General features: G+C 73.6%; 16 protein-coding genes. 9 read left to right on the top strand and 7 right to left on the bottom strand.

Annotated elements, in window-relative coordinates:
- The first annotated feature begins 132 nt into the window (after positions 1 to 132).
- From OG904_RS29280 to OG904_RS29270, 3 genes are all read left to right on the top strand, one after another.
- Positions 133 to 471: a thioredoxin family protein gene (locus tag OG904_RS29280; RefSeq protein ID WP_405496059.1), complete on the top strand. Its 339-nt coding sequence runs from the start codon at positions 133 to 135 to the stop codon at positions 469 to 471.
- Between the two features lie 155 nt (positions 472 to 626).
- Complete coding sequence (locus OG904_RS29275; protein ID WP_405496057.1) at positions 627 to 1,817, top strand: cytochrome P450; 1,191 nt, start codon at positions 627 to 629, stop codon at positions 1,815 to 1,817.
- Between the two features lie 5 nt (positions 1,818 to 1,822).
- Positions 1,823 to 2,059: a ferredoxin gene (locus tag OG904_RS29270; RefSeq protein WP_405496055.1), complete on the top strand. Its 237-nt coding sequence runs from the start codon at positions 1,823 to 1,825 to the stop codon at positions 2,057 to 2,059.
- A gap of 43 nt (positions 2,060 to 2,102) precedes the next feature.
- Here the strand turns inward: OG904_RS29270 and OG904_RS29265 are convergent, their stop codons facing one another.
- Positions 2,103 to 3,845 (bottom strand): cation:proton antiporter, encoded by a 1,743-nt coding sequence (locus OG904_RS29265; RefSeq protein ID WP_405496053.1) that lies wholly within the window; start codon positions 3,843 to 3,845, stop codon positions 2,103 to 2,105.
- Between the two features lie 111 nt (positions 3,846 to 3,956).
- Positions 3,957 to 4,988 (bottom strand): BtrH N-terminal domain-containing protein, encoded by a 1,032-nt coding sequence (locus OG904_RS29260; protein WP_405496051.1) that lies wholly within the window; start codon positions 4,986 to 4,988, stop codon positions 3,957 to 3,959.
- A 111-nt stretch (positions 4,989 to 5,099) separates the two neighbouring features.
- Here OG904_RS29260 and OG904_RS29255 point away from each other — a divergent pair, with 111 nt between their 5' ends.
- The 3 genes from OG904_RS29255 to OG904_RS29245 all read left to right on the top strand — a co-directional run bounded on the left by OG904_RS29255 (position 5,100) and on the right by OG904_RS29245 (position 6,442).
- Complete coding sequence (locus OG904_RS29255; RefSeq protein WP_112449245.1) at positions 5,100 to 5,453, top strand: DUF1304 domain-containing protein; 354 nt, start codon at positions 5,100 to 5,102, stop codon at positions 5,451 to 5,453.
- On the top strand, positions 5,450 to 6,082 hold the full coding sequence (locus OG904_RS29250; protein ID WP_405496049.1) for a TetR/AcrR family transcriptional regulator: 633 nt from the start codon (positions 5,450 to 5,452) through the stop codon (positions 6,080 to 6,082). Before OG904_RS29255 ends, OG904_RS29250 begins: the two co-directional genes overlap by 4 nt.
- Before the next feature lie 126 nt (positions 6,083 to 6,208).
- Positions 6,209 to 6,442 carry a hypothetical protein gene (locus OG904_RS29245; RefSeq protein ID WP_405496047.1) on the top strand — a complete coding sequence of 78 codons (234 nt, stop codon included), beginning with the start codon at positions 6,209 to 6,211 and terminating at the stop codon, positions 6,440 to 6,442.
- Between the two features lie 87 nt (positions 6,443 to 6,529).
- Here the strand turns inward: OG904_RS29245 and OG904_RS29240 are convergent, their stop codons facing one another.
- Positions 6,530 to 7,054 carry a kinase gene (locus OG904_RS29240; RefSeq protein ID WP_405498347.1) on the bottom strand — a complete coding sequence of 175 codons (525 nt, stop codon included), beginning with the start codon at positions 7,052 to 7,054 and terminating at the stop codon, positions 6,530 to 6,532.
- A 95-nt stretch (positions 7,055 to 7,149) separates the two neighbouring features.
- Entirely contained in the window at positions 7,150 to 7,353 is a 204-nt protein-coding gene (locus OG904_RS29235; protein WP_405496045.1) for a cold-shock protein, read from the bottom strand.
- A gap of 219 nt (positions 7,354 to 7,572) precedes the next feature.
- On the opposite strand from OG904_RS29235, the gene OG904_RS29230 reads away from it, so the two are divergent.
- The gene (locus OG904_RS29230) at positions 7,573 to 8,643 is read left to right on the top strand and encodes a 2-oxoglutarate and iron-dependent oxygenase domain-containing protein (RefSeq protein ID WP_405496043.1); all 1,071 of its coding nucleotides are present in this window, start codon (positions 7,573 to 7,575) and stop codon (positions 8,641 to 8,643) included.
- Here OG904_RS29230 and OG904_RS29225 read toward each other — a convergent pair.
- A complete protein-coding gene (locus OG904_RS29225; protein WP_405496041.1) occupies positions 8,561 to 8,929 on the bottom strand; it encodes an HGxxPAAW family protein in 369 nt (122 codons plus the stop codon). The two genes, OG904_RS29230 and OG904_RS29225, sit on opposite strands and share 83 nt — an antisense overlap.
- 104 nt (positions 8,930 to 9,033) lie before the next feature.
- Here OG904_RS29225 and OG904_RS29220 point away from each other — a divergent pair, with 104 nt between their 5' ends.
- Together OG904_RS29220 and OG904_RS29215 are read left to right on the top strand one after the other, a co-directional pair.
- Complete coding sequence (locus OG904_RS29220) at positions 9,034 to 9,528, top strand: MarR family transcriptional regulator (RefSeq protein ID WP_405496039.1); 495 nt, start codon at positions 9,034 to 9,036, stop codon at positions 9,526 to 9,528.
- Positions 9,529 to 9,643: 115 nt separating this feature from the next.
- Positions 9,644 to 11,146 carry a DEAD/DEAH box helicase gene (locus tag OG904_RS29215; protein WP_405496037.1) on the top strand — a complete coding sequence of 501 codons (1,503 nt, stop codon included), beginning with the start codon at positions 9,644 to 9,646 and terminating at the stop codon, positions 11,144 to 11,146.
- A gap of 54 nt (positions 11,147 to 11,200) precedes the next feature.
- On the opposite strand, the gene OG904_RS29210 is transcribed toward OG904_RS29215, so the two are convergent.
- Positions 11,201 to 11,728, bottom strand: coding sequence for a hypothetical protein (locus tag OG904_RS29210; RefSeq protein WP_405496035.1), 528 nt, complete (start codon positions 11,726 to 11,728; stop codon positions 11,201 to 11,203).
- A 123-nt stretch (positions 11,729 to 11,851) separates the two neighbouring features.
- A complete protein-coding gene (locus OG904_RS29205; protein ID WP_405496033.1) occupies positions 11,852 to 12,388 on the bottom strand; it encodes an SRPBCC family protein in 537 nt (178 codons plus the stop codon).
- Positions 12,389 to 12,477: the final 89 nt, after the last annotated feature.

The raw sequence follows: 12,477 nt of genomic DNA, 5'->3' as shown, positions 1-12,477 counted from the left end.
GGGGACGGAGCGGAGGGAGCGGGGGCGAGCACCGCCATCGCGGCCGAGCGGCGATGATGGGAACCGTCCGGATCGCACCACGCGCGAAGCGGCACAAAACGATTCGAAGCCACACGAAGCGGAGCGCCACCCATGGCACGTCGGGTACACCAGCCACTGGAGGACCAGGAGTTCGACTTCATCCTGGCCATGACCGGCGGACCGGTGCTCGCCTACTTCTGCGGGAGCTGGCCGAAGGCCATCGGGCCCTGCCGCGCGATGGACGCGGTCGTCGCCGGGCTGGCGCAGGAGTACGGGGCACGGCTGACGGCGGTGCGCGTGGACATCACCCGCTGCCCCGGCCAGACCAAGCGGTACGAGGTGACGGGGGCCCCGACCGCGGTGCTCATCGTGGGCGGCGAGGCGGTGGCGGCCCAGGCCGGGCCGATGACGGCGGAGGATTTCCGGCTGCTCCTCGGCGCACACGTCTGATCCCCCTCCCCCGGCCGCCGGCAGACCCGGCCGGGCCGCCGCTTGCGCCGTTCGGGCGAAGGGGAGCGATCTGGCCGAAAGTCACATGGATCGGATAGGTGCCTCAGGCATGTAATGGACCCGGCGAAACGGAACCATCGCGTGCGAGGTGCTGTATGTCCGAGAAGACTGTTGCCTTTCCCCAGGACCGGACCTGTCCCTACCACCCCCCGGCGGCCTACGAACCCCTGCGGGCGGGCCGGCCGCTCTCCCGCGTCACCCTCTTCGACGGCCGCTCCGTGTGGGTGGTCACCGGCCACGCCGAGGCGCGTGCCCTGCTCTCCGACGGCCGGCTCTCCGCCGACCGGCAGAACCTCTCCTTCCCGGCCCCCACCCGGCGCTTCAAGGGCCTGCGCAACCGCCGCGCCGCCCTGCTAGGCGTGGACGACCCGGTCCACAACACCCAGCGCCGGATGCTGATCCCGAGCTTTTCCCTGGGGCGCACCACCGCACTGCGCCCCCGGATCCAGGAGACCGTGGACCGGCTGATCGACGCGATGGTCGCGGCCGGCCCGGGTGCGGAACTGGTCGGGGCCTTCGCCCTGCCCGTGCCGTCGATGGTGATCTGCGCACTGCTCGGAGTCCCGTACGCGGACCACGAGTTCTTCGAGAACCAGTCGCGGCGGCTGCTGCGCGGCCCCGAGATCGCCGATGTGGAGGATGCCCGCGAGCAGCTCAACGGCTACCTGCGCGAGCTCATCGGGCACAAGCGCGAGAAGCCCGGCGACGGACTGCTGGACGAACTGATCGCGCGGCGCCTGGAGACCGGCGAGACCGATGTCGAGGAGCTGGTCGCGCTGGCCGCGATCCTGCTCATCGCCGGGCACGAGACCACGGCCAACATGATCTCGCTGGGCACCTTCACCCTCCTCAGCCACCCCGGGCAGCTGGCCGAACTGCGTGCCGAGCCCTCCCTGATGCCGGCCGCGGTGGAGGAGCTGATGCGGTTCCTGTCGATCGCGGACGGCATGCTCCGCGTGGCGACCCAGGACATCGAGATCGGCGGGGTGACCGTGCGCGCCGACGACGGGGTGATCTTCTCCACCTCCGTGATCAACCGTGACGAGGCCGTCTTCGCCGAGCCCGACTCCCTGGACTGGTACCGGCCCACCCGGCACCACCTGGCCTTCGGCTTCGGCATCCACCAGTGCCTGGGCCAGAACCTGGCCCGCGCCGAGATGGAGATCGCGCTCGGCACCCTCTTCGAGCGGCTGCCCGGGCTGCGGCTGGCGGCCGATCCGGACCGGATCCCGTTCAAGCCCGGGGACACCGTCCAGGGCATGATCGAACTCCCCGTGGCGTGGTGAGCCCGATGAGTCCGATGCGCCCGCCGTCCTCACCCGCCCCGCACCCCACCCGCGTCTCCGTGGACACGGACGTCTGCATCGGGGCCGGCCAGTGCGCCCTGACCGCGCCGGGCGTGTTCACCCAGGACGACGACGGCTTCGGCGCGCTGCTGCCGGGCCGCGAGGACGGCGGCGGCAGCCCGCTGCTGCGGGAGGCCGCCCGCGCCTGTCCGGTGTCGGCGATCACGATCGAGGAGGCCTGAGCCCCGCCGGCCCACCGGCCCGCCGGCCCGCCGGCCCACCGGTTCAATCCCGGGTGGCGGCTCCGAGACGCTGGAACAGGGCCTCGTCCAGATCCAGCCCCTGCTGGGCCCGGTTGATGGCCTGCGAGCTGTAGATCCCGGTCGAGCGGGCGGCCAGTACGGCGTCCCGCGAGGCCGCGATCACACCGAGCCGCAGGTCCACGTACTGCTCGCGTCCGCCGTCGGGCACGGGGACGGGCCCGTCGGAGTCGAAGTCCAGCCGGGCGTCCTCGCGGACCTTGGCCAGCACCTCGGGCGAGTAGGCACTGCCGTCACCGCGCACGAGGCCGGGGTCCGTCAGTGCGGCCCGGCCGGCGGCGGCGACCTCGTCGAGCAGCCGCCGGTACTCCTCCTGGAAGCGGACCGGGTCGTCGCCGGAGATCTTCACCGTGCGGATGACGGCGGGCAGGGTCAGGCCCTGGAGCAGCAGGGTGCTGGTGGCAACGACGAAGGCGACGAGGAGCAGCTGGGGGCGGTACGGGGTGTCCTCGGGCAGGGTCTGGGCCGCGGCGACGGTGATCGCCCCGCGCATCCCGGCCCAGGCCAGGGCCACGCCACTGCGCCAGCCGAGGCTTTCGTTGACCTTGAAGTCGGCGTCGGCCGAGGCCCGGGTGACGCGTTCCTTCATCTGCTCCCGGCGCCGGGGCGACAGCTCCCTGCGCGGCCGGAGCGGATTGGTCCGCTGTTCGCCCTCCGGGGCGCCGAGCCGGTCCATCAGCCAGTCGAGCCGGGGCTTCTTCTCGGCGGCCCGCCGGGCGTCCTTGCGCAGGGAGGCGATGAGCGGGGCGACGAACACCATGCGCGCCACGATCACCAGGGCGGCGGCCGCGAGGCCGATGAACAGCGCGCGCGTGGCGCTGAGCCCGTCCGCGGCGACCTCGTCGAGGAGGCCCTTGAGGCCGAGGCCCATCAGGAGGAAGATCGCGCTTTCGAGCAGGAAGGCGAGGGTGCGCCAGTTCATCGCCTCGGTCAGCCGGTCCTGGGCGCTGAGGAAGCGCGGGCTCTGGTGGCCGGTGACCAGGCCGGCGACGACGACGGCGAGTACGCCGGAGGCGTGGAACTCCTCGGCCGGCAGGAAGGCCACGAAGGGCACGACGAAGGAGATCGCCGTGTTCAGCAGGCTGTCCTTGAGCAGCGCCCGGACCCGGACGTTGACCAGTCCGACGAGGATGCCGACGGCGGTGGCGAGGGCCACGGAGAAGAGGAAGTTCCCGGCGACCCCGGCCAGGGATACGGTTCCGGCCATCGCCGCGATCGCGGAGCGCAGCAGCACCAGCGCCGAGGCGTCGTTGACGAGTCCCTCCCCCTCCAGCATGGTCAGCAGCCGGGACGGCAGGCCCAGCTGCTTGCCCATGGAGGTGGCGGCGACCGCGTCGGTGGGGCTGACCACGGCGCCGAGGGCGAAGGCGGCGGGCCAGCCGAGGCCGGGCATGAGCCAGTGGAAGAGCCAGCCCGCGCCGAGGGTGGTGACGGCGACGAGCAGGACCGCGAGACCGCTGATCGCCTTGATGTTGCGGCGGAAGTCGGCTGCGGGCATGTTGACGGCCGTCGAGTACAGCAGGGGTGGCAGGACTCCGGCGAGGACCCATTCGGGTTCGATGGCGAGCGCCGGCATGCCCGGCACGAAACCGAGGGCGATGCCGACGACGACCAGGATCAGCGGGGCGGCGAGTCCGAGCCGCTTCGAGAAGGCGGCGACGGCGACGATGCTGGTGACGCCGGCGATCGAGACGAGGGTCATTTCCATGCGCGGTACGGGGCCTCAGGGGTCATCGGGGACGATTTGTCCACCGTACGCGCAGAGGTTTTGCCGCGTCAAAAATTGATCGACTCAACTTTTGACACGGCTCCTGCCGCCCTACTCGGCGGACTCGGCCGCCGCCGTCGACAGCAGCCCGGCCGCCTCCCGCTCCAGCGCCAGGGCTCCGTCCACGAACTCCGCGCAGGCGTCGAAGAACGCCCGTCGCCCGGCGGCGTCCGCCGCGGGGTCCGCCGTACGGGCCAGGTCCGCGAGCCCCGACCACTGCCGCCCGGACTCCCGGAAGAGCGCGGCCGCGTCCCCGTGCCCGGCGAGGTCGAGGAAGTCCGCGTACAGCGGCCGGGTGGCGCCCGGGGCGGTCCATTCCTCCTCGAGGCAGGCGTAGAGCCGCCCGGCGCCCAGCGCGAAGGCCTCGGGCGTGGCGAACCGCCGCTCCCAGCCCGCCTTGGTGCTGGTGTCGCGCAGCTGCGCGGCGAACTTCTCCATGCCGGAGAAGCCGAAGTTGACGTCGAAGTGGTTTCCCAGCACGGGCCCGGTGAGCCGGGAGACGGTGGCGGCGATGGCCGCGTCCAGGTCCGGCTCGCCGGCCGGCTTCCCGGTGGTCACCACCATCTGGTGGCGGCCCTTCTTGTGTCCGGACCAGGCCGCGCCGAACTCCTCCCGGCCGATCTCGTAGGGAGCCCGGGCCCCGCCCGCCCCGTCCTCGACGTGGTAGGTGTCCCCCTCGCGGCCGACCACGACCACCACGTACGGATCGGCGGCGGCCAGCTCCGCCATCGGCGCGGGACCGTGCCAGGGCAGGGCGGAGCGGTCGACGGTGCAGAACACCGGGGCGCCCGCGTCCAGCGCCGCCTCGACCCGGTTCCAGCGCGGCTTGGCGCTGCGGGTGGCCTCGTACGGGATGTTCAGGCGGCCGAGGGCGACCTGGACCCAGGGTTCGGGGTGGGCCTGGGCGACGATCGTCGGCATCGGCGGCCGGCCGGCGTACTCGAACACGAAGTACATGAAGCCGATCCCGCCCGCCAGGCCCGCGACCAGGGCCTCTTCGTGCACGCTGCCGAGCGCGTGCCGGATCAGCGTGGCCTCGCGGTGGTGTCCGGGGGTGAAGTCTTCATATACGAGCGCAGTCATGCGGTCAGCGTAGCCGCGCCGCAGGCCCTCGGCCGCGAGGCCGAGTTCCTGTACAGTTGTCCAGGAAGTCGGACGGACCGGCCTCGCTCGCCCGCACCCAGGGAGGTGGCCGTGCACACGGTCGCATCGATCCTCATCGGCCTCGTCGCCGCGCTGCACGCGTACTTCCTGGTGCTGGAGATGTTCCTGTGGCAGCGGCCGCCCGGCCGGGCCCTGTCCGGCTTCGACGCCGACACCGCCCGCCTGACCGCTCCGCTGGCCGCCAACCAGGGCCTGTACAACGGCTTCCTGGCCGCCGGCCTGGTCTGGTCCCTCGTCATCGACTCGCTCGCCACGCAGATCTTCTTCCTCGTCTGCGTGATCGTCGCCGGGGTGTACGGGGCCGCGACCGCCAACCGCCGCATCCTGATCGCGCAGGCCCTGCCGGGCGCCCTCGCCCTGGGCGCGGCGCTGCTCGCCGCGTGACCCCCGACGGCCCGCGCACGGAGCGGCCCGCCCGGCCGGGTGCGGATGCCGGTACGGCTGCGCGTTCCGATCCCCGTACCGCCCGCACCAAGGCGCGGCTGCGCGAGAGCCTCCTCGCCGAATGCGCGGACCGGCCGCTCGCCGAGGTCAGCGTCTCGGCGGTGGTCCGCCGGGCGGGCGTCGGCCGGGCCACCTTCTACCTGCACTACGAGGACCTCACCGCGCTCGCGGTGGACGCGTGCGCCGAGGTCGTGCACGCGGCGGTCGACGCCCTGCACGCCTGGCAGACGGGCCCCGCGGCCCTTCCCCCGGCCCGGCCGCCGGCCGCGCTGGCCGCGTTCCTCGGCGGCGCGGCCGAGCGTTCCCCGCTCTACCGGACCCTGCTCCTGCCCGGCGGCGGGGGCCCGCTCGGCGAGCGCCTGTACCGGGAGCTGCGCGCCCGCAGCCGCGCCGAACGCGCCGCGGTGGGCGCGCCGCGCCCCGACCTGGTCGCCTCGGCGGTGGCCGCCGCCTTCACCGGGATCCTCGCGGACTGGCTGCACGGCGCGTTCCCCGCCGACCTGGCCGACCCGGCCGAGCTGGCGGACCGGATCTGGCTGCTCCTCATCGCCCTGCACCGGGCGGGGTAGCCCGCCCTCCGGGCCCGGACCGGGGCGGGCGCCGATGGCGGTGGCGGCGACACCCCGCGGCGGGTCCACCGCCCGCCCGCGCACCTCCGACCGCGCCGGGCCACCTCCGGCGACGAGACTGCACCGGTGACCATCCCGCCGCGGCTCGGCCCGCCGCCCCTGCCGCTACCGGATCCACGCGCCTACGGACTCGACCGCAGCCGACGGCTGCGCGACAGGTTCGTGCAGGGCGCCGTGACGAACGCGACGGTGCACACGACCGGGGCCATCGACATGGTCCGCGCCGTGTTCGAGGCCGTTCGCCTGCCCCTGCCCCGCCTTCCGCGGCGGAGGTGGCGGAAGCGGCGGCCGCCGGCGTGAGCGGAGCGCGGCGTGCGGACCGGCTCGCCCCCGCGGCCAGGCGCGGTGCCAGGCGTCGCGGGCCCGGCAAGATCCGAGAGAGACGGCCTAGGTGTGCTGTCCGCCCAGGCCGGTCTCGGCCATGACCCGGGCGACGGTGTCCTCCAGCGAGTCCTCGGCGCCGACCACCGTTTCCCAGTCCCCGGGCAGCAGGTCGAGCGGCCGGAACCACTCGCGCAGCTCCGCCTCGCCGTATTCGGCGGCGTACGGCTTGCCCGCGTGGCGTCGCAGGGTCTCCTCGAACGGCACGTCGAAGTAGTAGAAGTGCGTCCGCCCGCGGTGGGCCCGGCGCAGGGCGTCGAGCATGGGGCCGTAGCGGTCCGCGTAGAGGATCCCCTCGACGATCACGTGGAAGCCGTGGTCCAGCGCGTAGCGCGCCACGCTGCCGATGAGCCCGATGTTCGCCGCGCCGGGCACGTCCCGCTCGCGCAGGACCACGCGCCGGAGGTTGTCCTGGCCCACGAGCGCGACCCCGCGGCCGTGGCGGTCGCGGATGCCCTGCGCGACCGAGGACTTGCCCGAGGCGGAGTTGCCGCGCAACACGATCAGCCGGCTGTCCGGCGTGCCCGTCATCATCCGGCCCACGCTACCGGTACGCACCGGACGTGCGTGAGCCCCGCCGGAGGTCCGGCGGGGCTCACGTCACGAGCCGGGCTCGTGAAGCGGTGCTAGAGCGTCTTCACCCGCTCCGCCTGGGGGCCCTTCGGCCCCTGCGTGACGTCGTACTCCACCTTCGCGCCCTCCGCCAGCTCCTTGAAGCCGGTCGTCTGGATGGCGGAGAAGTGCACGAACACGTCGGGGCCGCCGTCGTCCTGCTGGATGAAGCCGAAGCCCTTCTCCGAGTTGAACCACTTCACGATGCCTTGTGCCATCTGTACTGATCCTTCACAACGTTCCACCGGCCGCACACGCGGCCGGACCCGATCCTGCCCATTGATCGGCCCGAGCACACGCCAAGCGCGGCCAACCGGGGCGCCTACGGCTAATCGAACTTTTCTCCGCACCATCCGTGAAACGAGGGAGCAGGCCTTCGTACGGGCCCTTCCGCGGTCCTTCAGGAGGCCCTTCCAGAGACCCGAGAGGGGACGGAGATGGGCGAGCTCGAGACGTTCCGGGTGCCGGGGCGGATCACCGGGACGGCGGCGGACACCGTGCTGGGCGGGGCGATGGTCCGCGCCTGGCAGCACGACGGGATCTTCCAGGTCGCCGCCGACGGCGGACAGGAGGCCCGTACGCGGGTCGCGCTCGCGGCGAGCCGGCGGTTCTTCGCCAGGCCCGCGGCCGAGAAGGCCGCCCACGTCAACGACACCTCGTACAGCGGGTACACCGCCTCGGGCGAGGAGGTCACGGCGGGCCGGCCGGACGCCTCGGAGATCTTCACCATCACCCCGGACGTCGATCCCGCCCCCGCCCCCGCCGCCGGTCTGCCCTGCCACGGCCCGGTCCCCTGGCCCGACCCGGGGTACCGGGCGGCCATGGAGGCCTACCTCGCGGGCGTCGGCGGGCTCGGCGAGCGGCTGCTGCGGCTCGTGGCCCTCGGGCTCGGCCTCGGACCGGCCGGCATCGACCGGCTCGCGGGGCTGACCCGCGACGGCTGGCACCACATGCGGGTGCTGCGCTTCCCGGCCGCCGCACGGACCTCCGGACGCGGGATCGGCGCCCACACCGACTACGGACTCCTCGTGATCGCCGCCCAGGACGAGGTCGGCGGACTCTGGGTGCGGCCGCCCGTGCCGGGCGAGAGCCGGCCGCGCAACTGGCTGGCGGACGAGAGCACGGCGGGCTTCGCCGAGAACCGGCCCGGCTGGACCTTCGTACGGCCCGTGGCGGGGGTGCTGACCGTGTTCCCCGGGGACATCCTGCAGTTCATGACCGGCGGCGCGCTGCTGTCCACCCCGCACAAGGTGCTGCTCGCGGACCGGGAGCGGTACGCCCTCGCGTACTTCCACGAGCCGCGCTTCGGCGCCCGGATCCGCCCGCTCGACCCCGGGCGGGCCCTGGAGGGCCGGGGCGGCGGGAGCGGCGCGGGCGGCCCGGGTGGCGCGGTGATCCACTACGGGGAGCACTTCACCCGGATGTTCATGCGCTGCTATCCGCAGCGGGCAACGACGCGGCGGATCGAGGCCGAGGGGCTGCTGCGGTCCCTCGCCGCGGCCCGCTGAGCCGGCAGCCCAGGCAGTCGGCGTGGCCGGTGTGCGCGACGGTGTCGCGGACCCGCCAGTCCCACTGGCTCTCCGGGCGGGGGCCGCTCGGCTTGCCCCAGCCCGCGAGGTGCAGTGCCCAGGTGACGAGTCCCGCGACCGCGACGGTCCCGAGGCCGATCCAGATGCCGGGGGTCCAGGACGCGCACACCGCCGCGCCGGCGGCCGCGGTCCCCACCAGGGCGATCGCGGTTCCGGTCCAGCCGGCCACGGTGTGGCCGAGGTCTACGTGGCCGTGAGCGCTCATCGTTCTCCTCCGGTTGCCGGTTCAGTAGGCTCGGAAGGCGTTCTCTCACGGAGAAAGCCATTTATCTCACGAGCTAAGTAACTTAGATGCTAAGGAGTATTCGCGTGCAGGGCAAGCCCCGCCCCGCGGCCACGGTCCAGGAGGCGCTCGCGCGCATGGACCGGTACGTCGCCCTCGGCATCCTCGGCCAGCAGGAGGTGGCGCAGCTCCTGGGGCTGAACGTCACGGACCTGACCTGCCTGGGGCACATCCTGGGCGCCGGGGAGAACCCGCTCGGCGCGGGCGACCTCGCCGAGCTCACGAACCTCACCACCGGGGCCGTGACCGGAGTCCTCAACCGGCTGGAGCGCGCCGGCTACGCGAGCCGGCAGCCCGACCCCGCCGACCGGCGCCGGGTGCGGGTGGTCGCCGACCCGGCCGCCGCCGCCCGGGTCTTCGCCGTCTACGAGCCCTTCTACGCCCGGCTCGGCGCGGTGTTCGCCGAGTACACCCCCGACGAGATCGCCGTCATCGCCGACTGGTTCGGGCGCGCGACGGCCGAGGTCACCGCCCATCTGGACCGGGTGCGGGCCGCTGAGCTCGGGCCCGTGGCGCCCTAGCCCCGATGGTAAAATTTGTCTTTTCGCGACTTTCACGTCGCGCACCCGAACATCCCGGACATCTCGAATGTCCCGTACGTCTTGTACGTCATGTACGTCTCACGGAAGGTTCTGCATGAAGAACCCGTCGGCTCATGGGCGCTTCGGCATCAAGGCCGGAGCCAAGGCAGGCCCGAAGGGCGGTGCGAAGGGCGGCGGGAAGACCCCGCGGACCCTCGGCCCCCAGGGCGAGTACTCAATGCCCCGGACGACCACGCCGGCGCTGCCGCCGGTGGAGTCCTTCTCGGAGCTCGGCCTGCCCCCTGAGCTGGTGAAGACGATGGCCGACCAGGGGGTGGCGGAGCCGTTCCCCATCCAGGCGGCGACCCTCCCCAACTCCCTCGCGGGCCGCGACATCCTCGGCCGCGGGCGCACCGGCTCGGGCAAGACGCTGGCCTTCGGCCTGGCCCTGCTCGCCCGCACGGCCGGCCAGCAGGCCGACCCGAAGCGGCCGCTCGCGCTGGTCCTCGTACCGACGCGCGAACTGGCACAGCAGGTGACCGAGGCCCTGGCCCCGTACGCGCAGGCCCTGAAGCTGCGCATGGCCACGGTCGTCGGCGGTCTGTCGATCGGCAAGCAGACGGGCGCGCTGCGCACCGGAGCCGAGATCGTGGTGGCCACCCCCGGGCGGCTCAGCGACCTCATCGGGCGGCGCGACGTGCACCTGGAGCGCGTGAAGATCGTGGTCCTCGACGAGGCCGACCAGATGTGCGACATGGGCTTCATGCCGCAGGTCACCGAGATCCTCGACCAGGTGCACCACGCGGGTCAGCGCATGCTGTTCTCGGCCACCCTCGACCGCAATGTGGACCAGCTGGTCCAGCGGTACCTGAAGGACCCGGTCGGCCACTCCGTGGACCCGCAGTCGGCCTCCGTCTCCACGATGGACCACCACGTGCTGCACATCCACGCCGCCGACAAGGTCTCGGCCGCGACCGAGATCGCGGCGCGCGAGGGCCGGGTGCTGATGTTCCTGGACACCAAGCACGGGGTGGACCAGTTCGTGAAGCACCTGCGCGCCATGGGCGTACGGGCCGAGGGGCTGCACAGCGGGAAGTCGCAGCCGCAGCGCACCCGGACCCTGGGGCAGTTCAAGGACGGGCTGCTGAACGTCCTGGTCGCGACGAACGTCGCCGCGCGCGGCATCCACATCGAGGACCTGGACCTCGTGGTCAACGTGGATCCGCCGGCCGACAGCAAGGACTACCTGCACCGCGGCGGCCGCACGGCGCGGGCCGGCGAGTCCGGCAAGGTCGTCACCCTGGTCACCCCGAACCAGCGGCGCGACATCGTCCGGCTGATGGCCGACGCCAAGATCCGGCCGACCATCACCCAGGTCCGTTCCGGCGAGGCCGCGCTGAGCCGCATCACCGGCGCCAAGGCCCCCTCCGGCGTACCGCTCGCCGGGGCCGCGGCGACCGACGCCAAGGGCCGGCCCTCGGGCTCGGACCTCGGCTTCCGCGGGATCGGCACCCGGCCGGGGCGGCCCGGCAAGGGCAAGGAGTCCCGCAAGACCATCGAGGCCCGGCAGGCCGCCGAGGCCCGTGCGGCGGCGCGGGTGCGGCGGGGCGCGAAGTAGCGGACGGAACGGGCCGGCCGGCGGACCCGCGGGTCCGCCGGCCGGCCCGTTCCGTCACGAGGTGACGGCCGCCCGCCGCAACAGCCGCTGGGCCGCCGTGTTCCGGACCCGGCGGGTACGGGCGGCCGCGGCCAGCAGCCGCAGCGCCTCCTCGGCGTGCAGCGACTGCGCGGCCGTGCGCTGACACCAGTCGGAGGCGGCGAGCAGGTCCTCGGCGGCCCAGGGTTCGCCGCGCGTGACGGCCTTCAGCAGGGTCCACTCGCGCAGCCTGCGGGCCGCGAAGGTGCGGCCGCCGATGGCGGCGCCGAGGGCCTGCGACCAGGCGGGAAAGGCCTCGTCGGCCAGGAGCCCGGCCGCCCGCCGGTCGAGGTGCGTGACGACCGCGCTCTCCGCCATCACCGGGTCCGGGTCGCGCAGCACGGCGGCCACCGCCTCGGCCTCCGCGGGCTGACCGGAGACGGCGGCCAGGGCCTCCAAATGCCGTGCGTAGCGCCAGTGCTCGGACGGCTCGCCCGCCGCCGGGATCCCGTCGGTCCGGCCCGTCGGGCCGCCCTGGCGTATCTGGTACTCGCTTCTCCCCATGCGTCCATTCCACACGACACCGGTGAACGGCAGGTTGTCAGGGTGCCGTCAGGCCCGCGCCGGCATCGGGGCCTCGGCGCCGGCCGGCCGGTGACGGGCGGCCCGGAAGTCCCGGACGGGGCCTCAGACGCGGGGCTCGGGGGATTCGTAGCCGCCGGAGCCCCGTTCGTGCGCGTGGCCCTGCTCCGGCAGGGGGGCGCCGGTCTCCAGGAGGGTCTTGAGGCTGCACGCGAGCAGCGGCCAGGCCCGCCCGCACATGCCGATGAGGGTGCCGCCCGGTTCGAACCCCTCGTGGAGGACGGTCAGCCGCGCGAGCGTGTCGCCGACCGGCTCGATCTCGTACGTGACCTTCGTGCGCCGCTCGCGCGCGAGCTCGGCCCGCAGCTCCTCGCCGATGCCCGCGGAAGCCGCCCACTGCGGGGTGAAGGTGTGCCAGGTGTAGGAGAGCCGGCGGTTCGGCACGCACTCCAGCACCACCTGCTCCGGATCGCTGGTCCGGGCTCCGCGCTCCACCCAGTCCATCGTGGACCCCACCCGCCAGTCGGTGTCGAAGTCGAGCCCCCAGTAGCGGCGGGTGAACGCGGGCTCGGTCAGGGCCTGCCACACGCGTTCGGGGTCGGCCTGGACGTAGACGGTGTAGGTGATCGCAGTCTCGCTCATCCCCCCATGCTGCGGGACCGCGGGCCGCGGACCGGGGATTGAGCCGCGCAGCGCTCCCCCGGCCCGGCCGCTCCGCGGACGCACGGGGC

This window comes from Streptomyces sp. NBC_00096 (assembly GCF_045041305.1).
Classification (GTDB): Bacteria; Actinomycetota; Actinomycetes; order Streptomycetales; family Streptomycetaceae; genus Streptomyces.
Note: the sequence above shows the minus strand (reverse complement) of the source record. Positions and strands in the feature narration are given on the sequence as shown.

Bases quoted from the DNA above. Each gene is read 5' to 3' on its own strand.
- OG904_RS29280 (WP_405496059.1), top strand. From the start codon at position 133: ATGGCACGTCGGGTACACCAGCCACTGGAGGACCAGGAGTTCGACTTC.
- OG904_RS29275 (WP_405496057.1), top strand. From the start codon at position 627: ATGTCCGAGAAGACTGTTGCCTTTCCCCAGGACCGGACCTGTCCCTAC.
- OG904_RS29270 (WP_405496055.1), top strand. From the start codon at position 1,823: ATGAGTCCGATGCGCCCGCCGTCCTCACCCGCCCCGCACCCCACCCGC.
- OG904_RS29265 (WP_405496053.1), bottom strand. From the start codon at position 3,845: ATGGAAATGACCCTCGTCTCGATCGCCGGCGTCACCAGCATCGTCGCC.
- OG904_RS29260 (WP_405496051.1), bottom strand. From the start codon at position 4,988: ATGACTGCGCTCGTATATGAAGACTTCACCCCCGGACACCACCGCGAG.
- OG904_RS29240 (WP_405498347.1), bottom strand. From the start codon at position 7,054: ATGACGGGCACGCCGGACAGCCGGCTGATCGTGTTGCGCGGCAACTCC.
- OG904_RS29235 (WP_405496045.1), bottom strand. From the start codon at position 7,353: ATGGCACAAGGCATCGTGAAGTGGTTCAACTCGGAGAAGGGCTTCGGC.
- OG904_RS29230 (WP_405496043.1), top strand. From the start codon at position 7,573: ATGGGCGAGCTCGAGACGTTCCGGGTGCCGGGGCGGATCACCGGGACG.
- OG904_RS29225 (WP_405496041.1), bottom strand. From the start codon at position 8,929: ATGAGCGCTCACGGCCACGTAGACCTCGGCCACACCGTGGCCGGCTGG.
- OG904_RS29215 (WP_405496037.1), top strand. From the start codon at position 9,644: ATGAAGAACCCGTCGGCTCATGGGCGCTTCGGCATCAAGGCCGGAGCC.
- OG904_RS29210 (WP_405496035.1), bottom strand. From the start codon at position 11,728: ATGGGGAGAAGCGAGTACCAGATACGCCAGGGCGGCCCGACGGGCCGG.
- OG904_RS29205 (WP_405496033.1), bottom strand. From the start codon at position 12,388: ATGAGCGAGACTGCGATCACCTACACCGTCTACGTCCAGGCCGACCCC.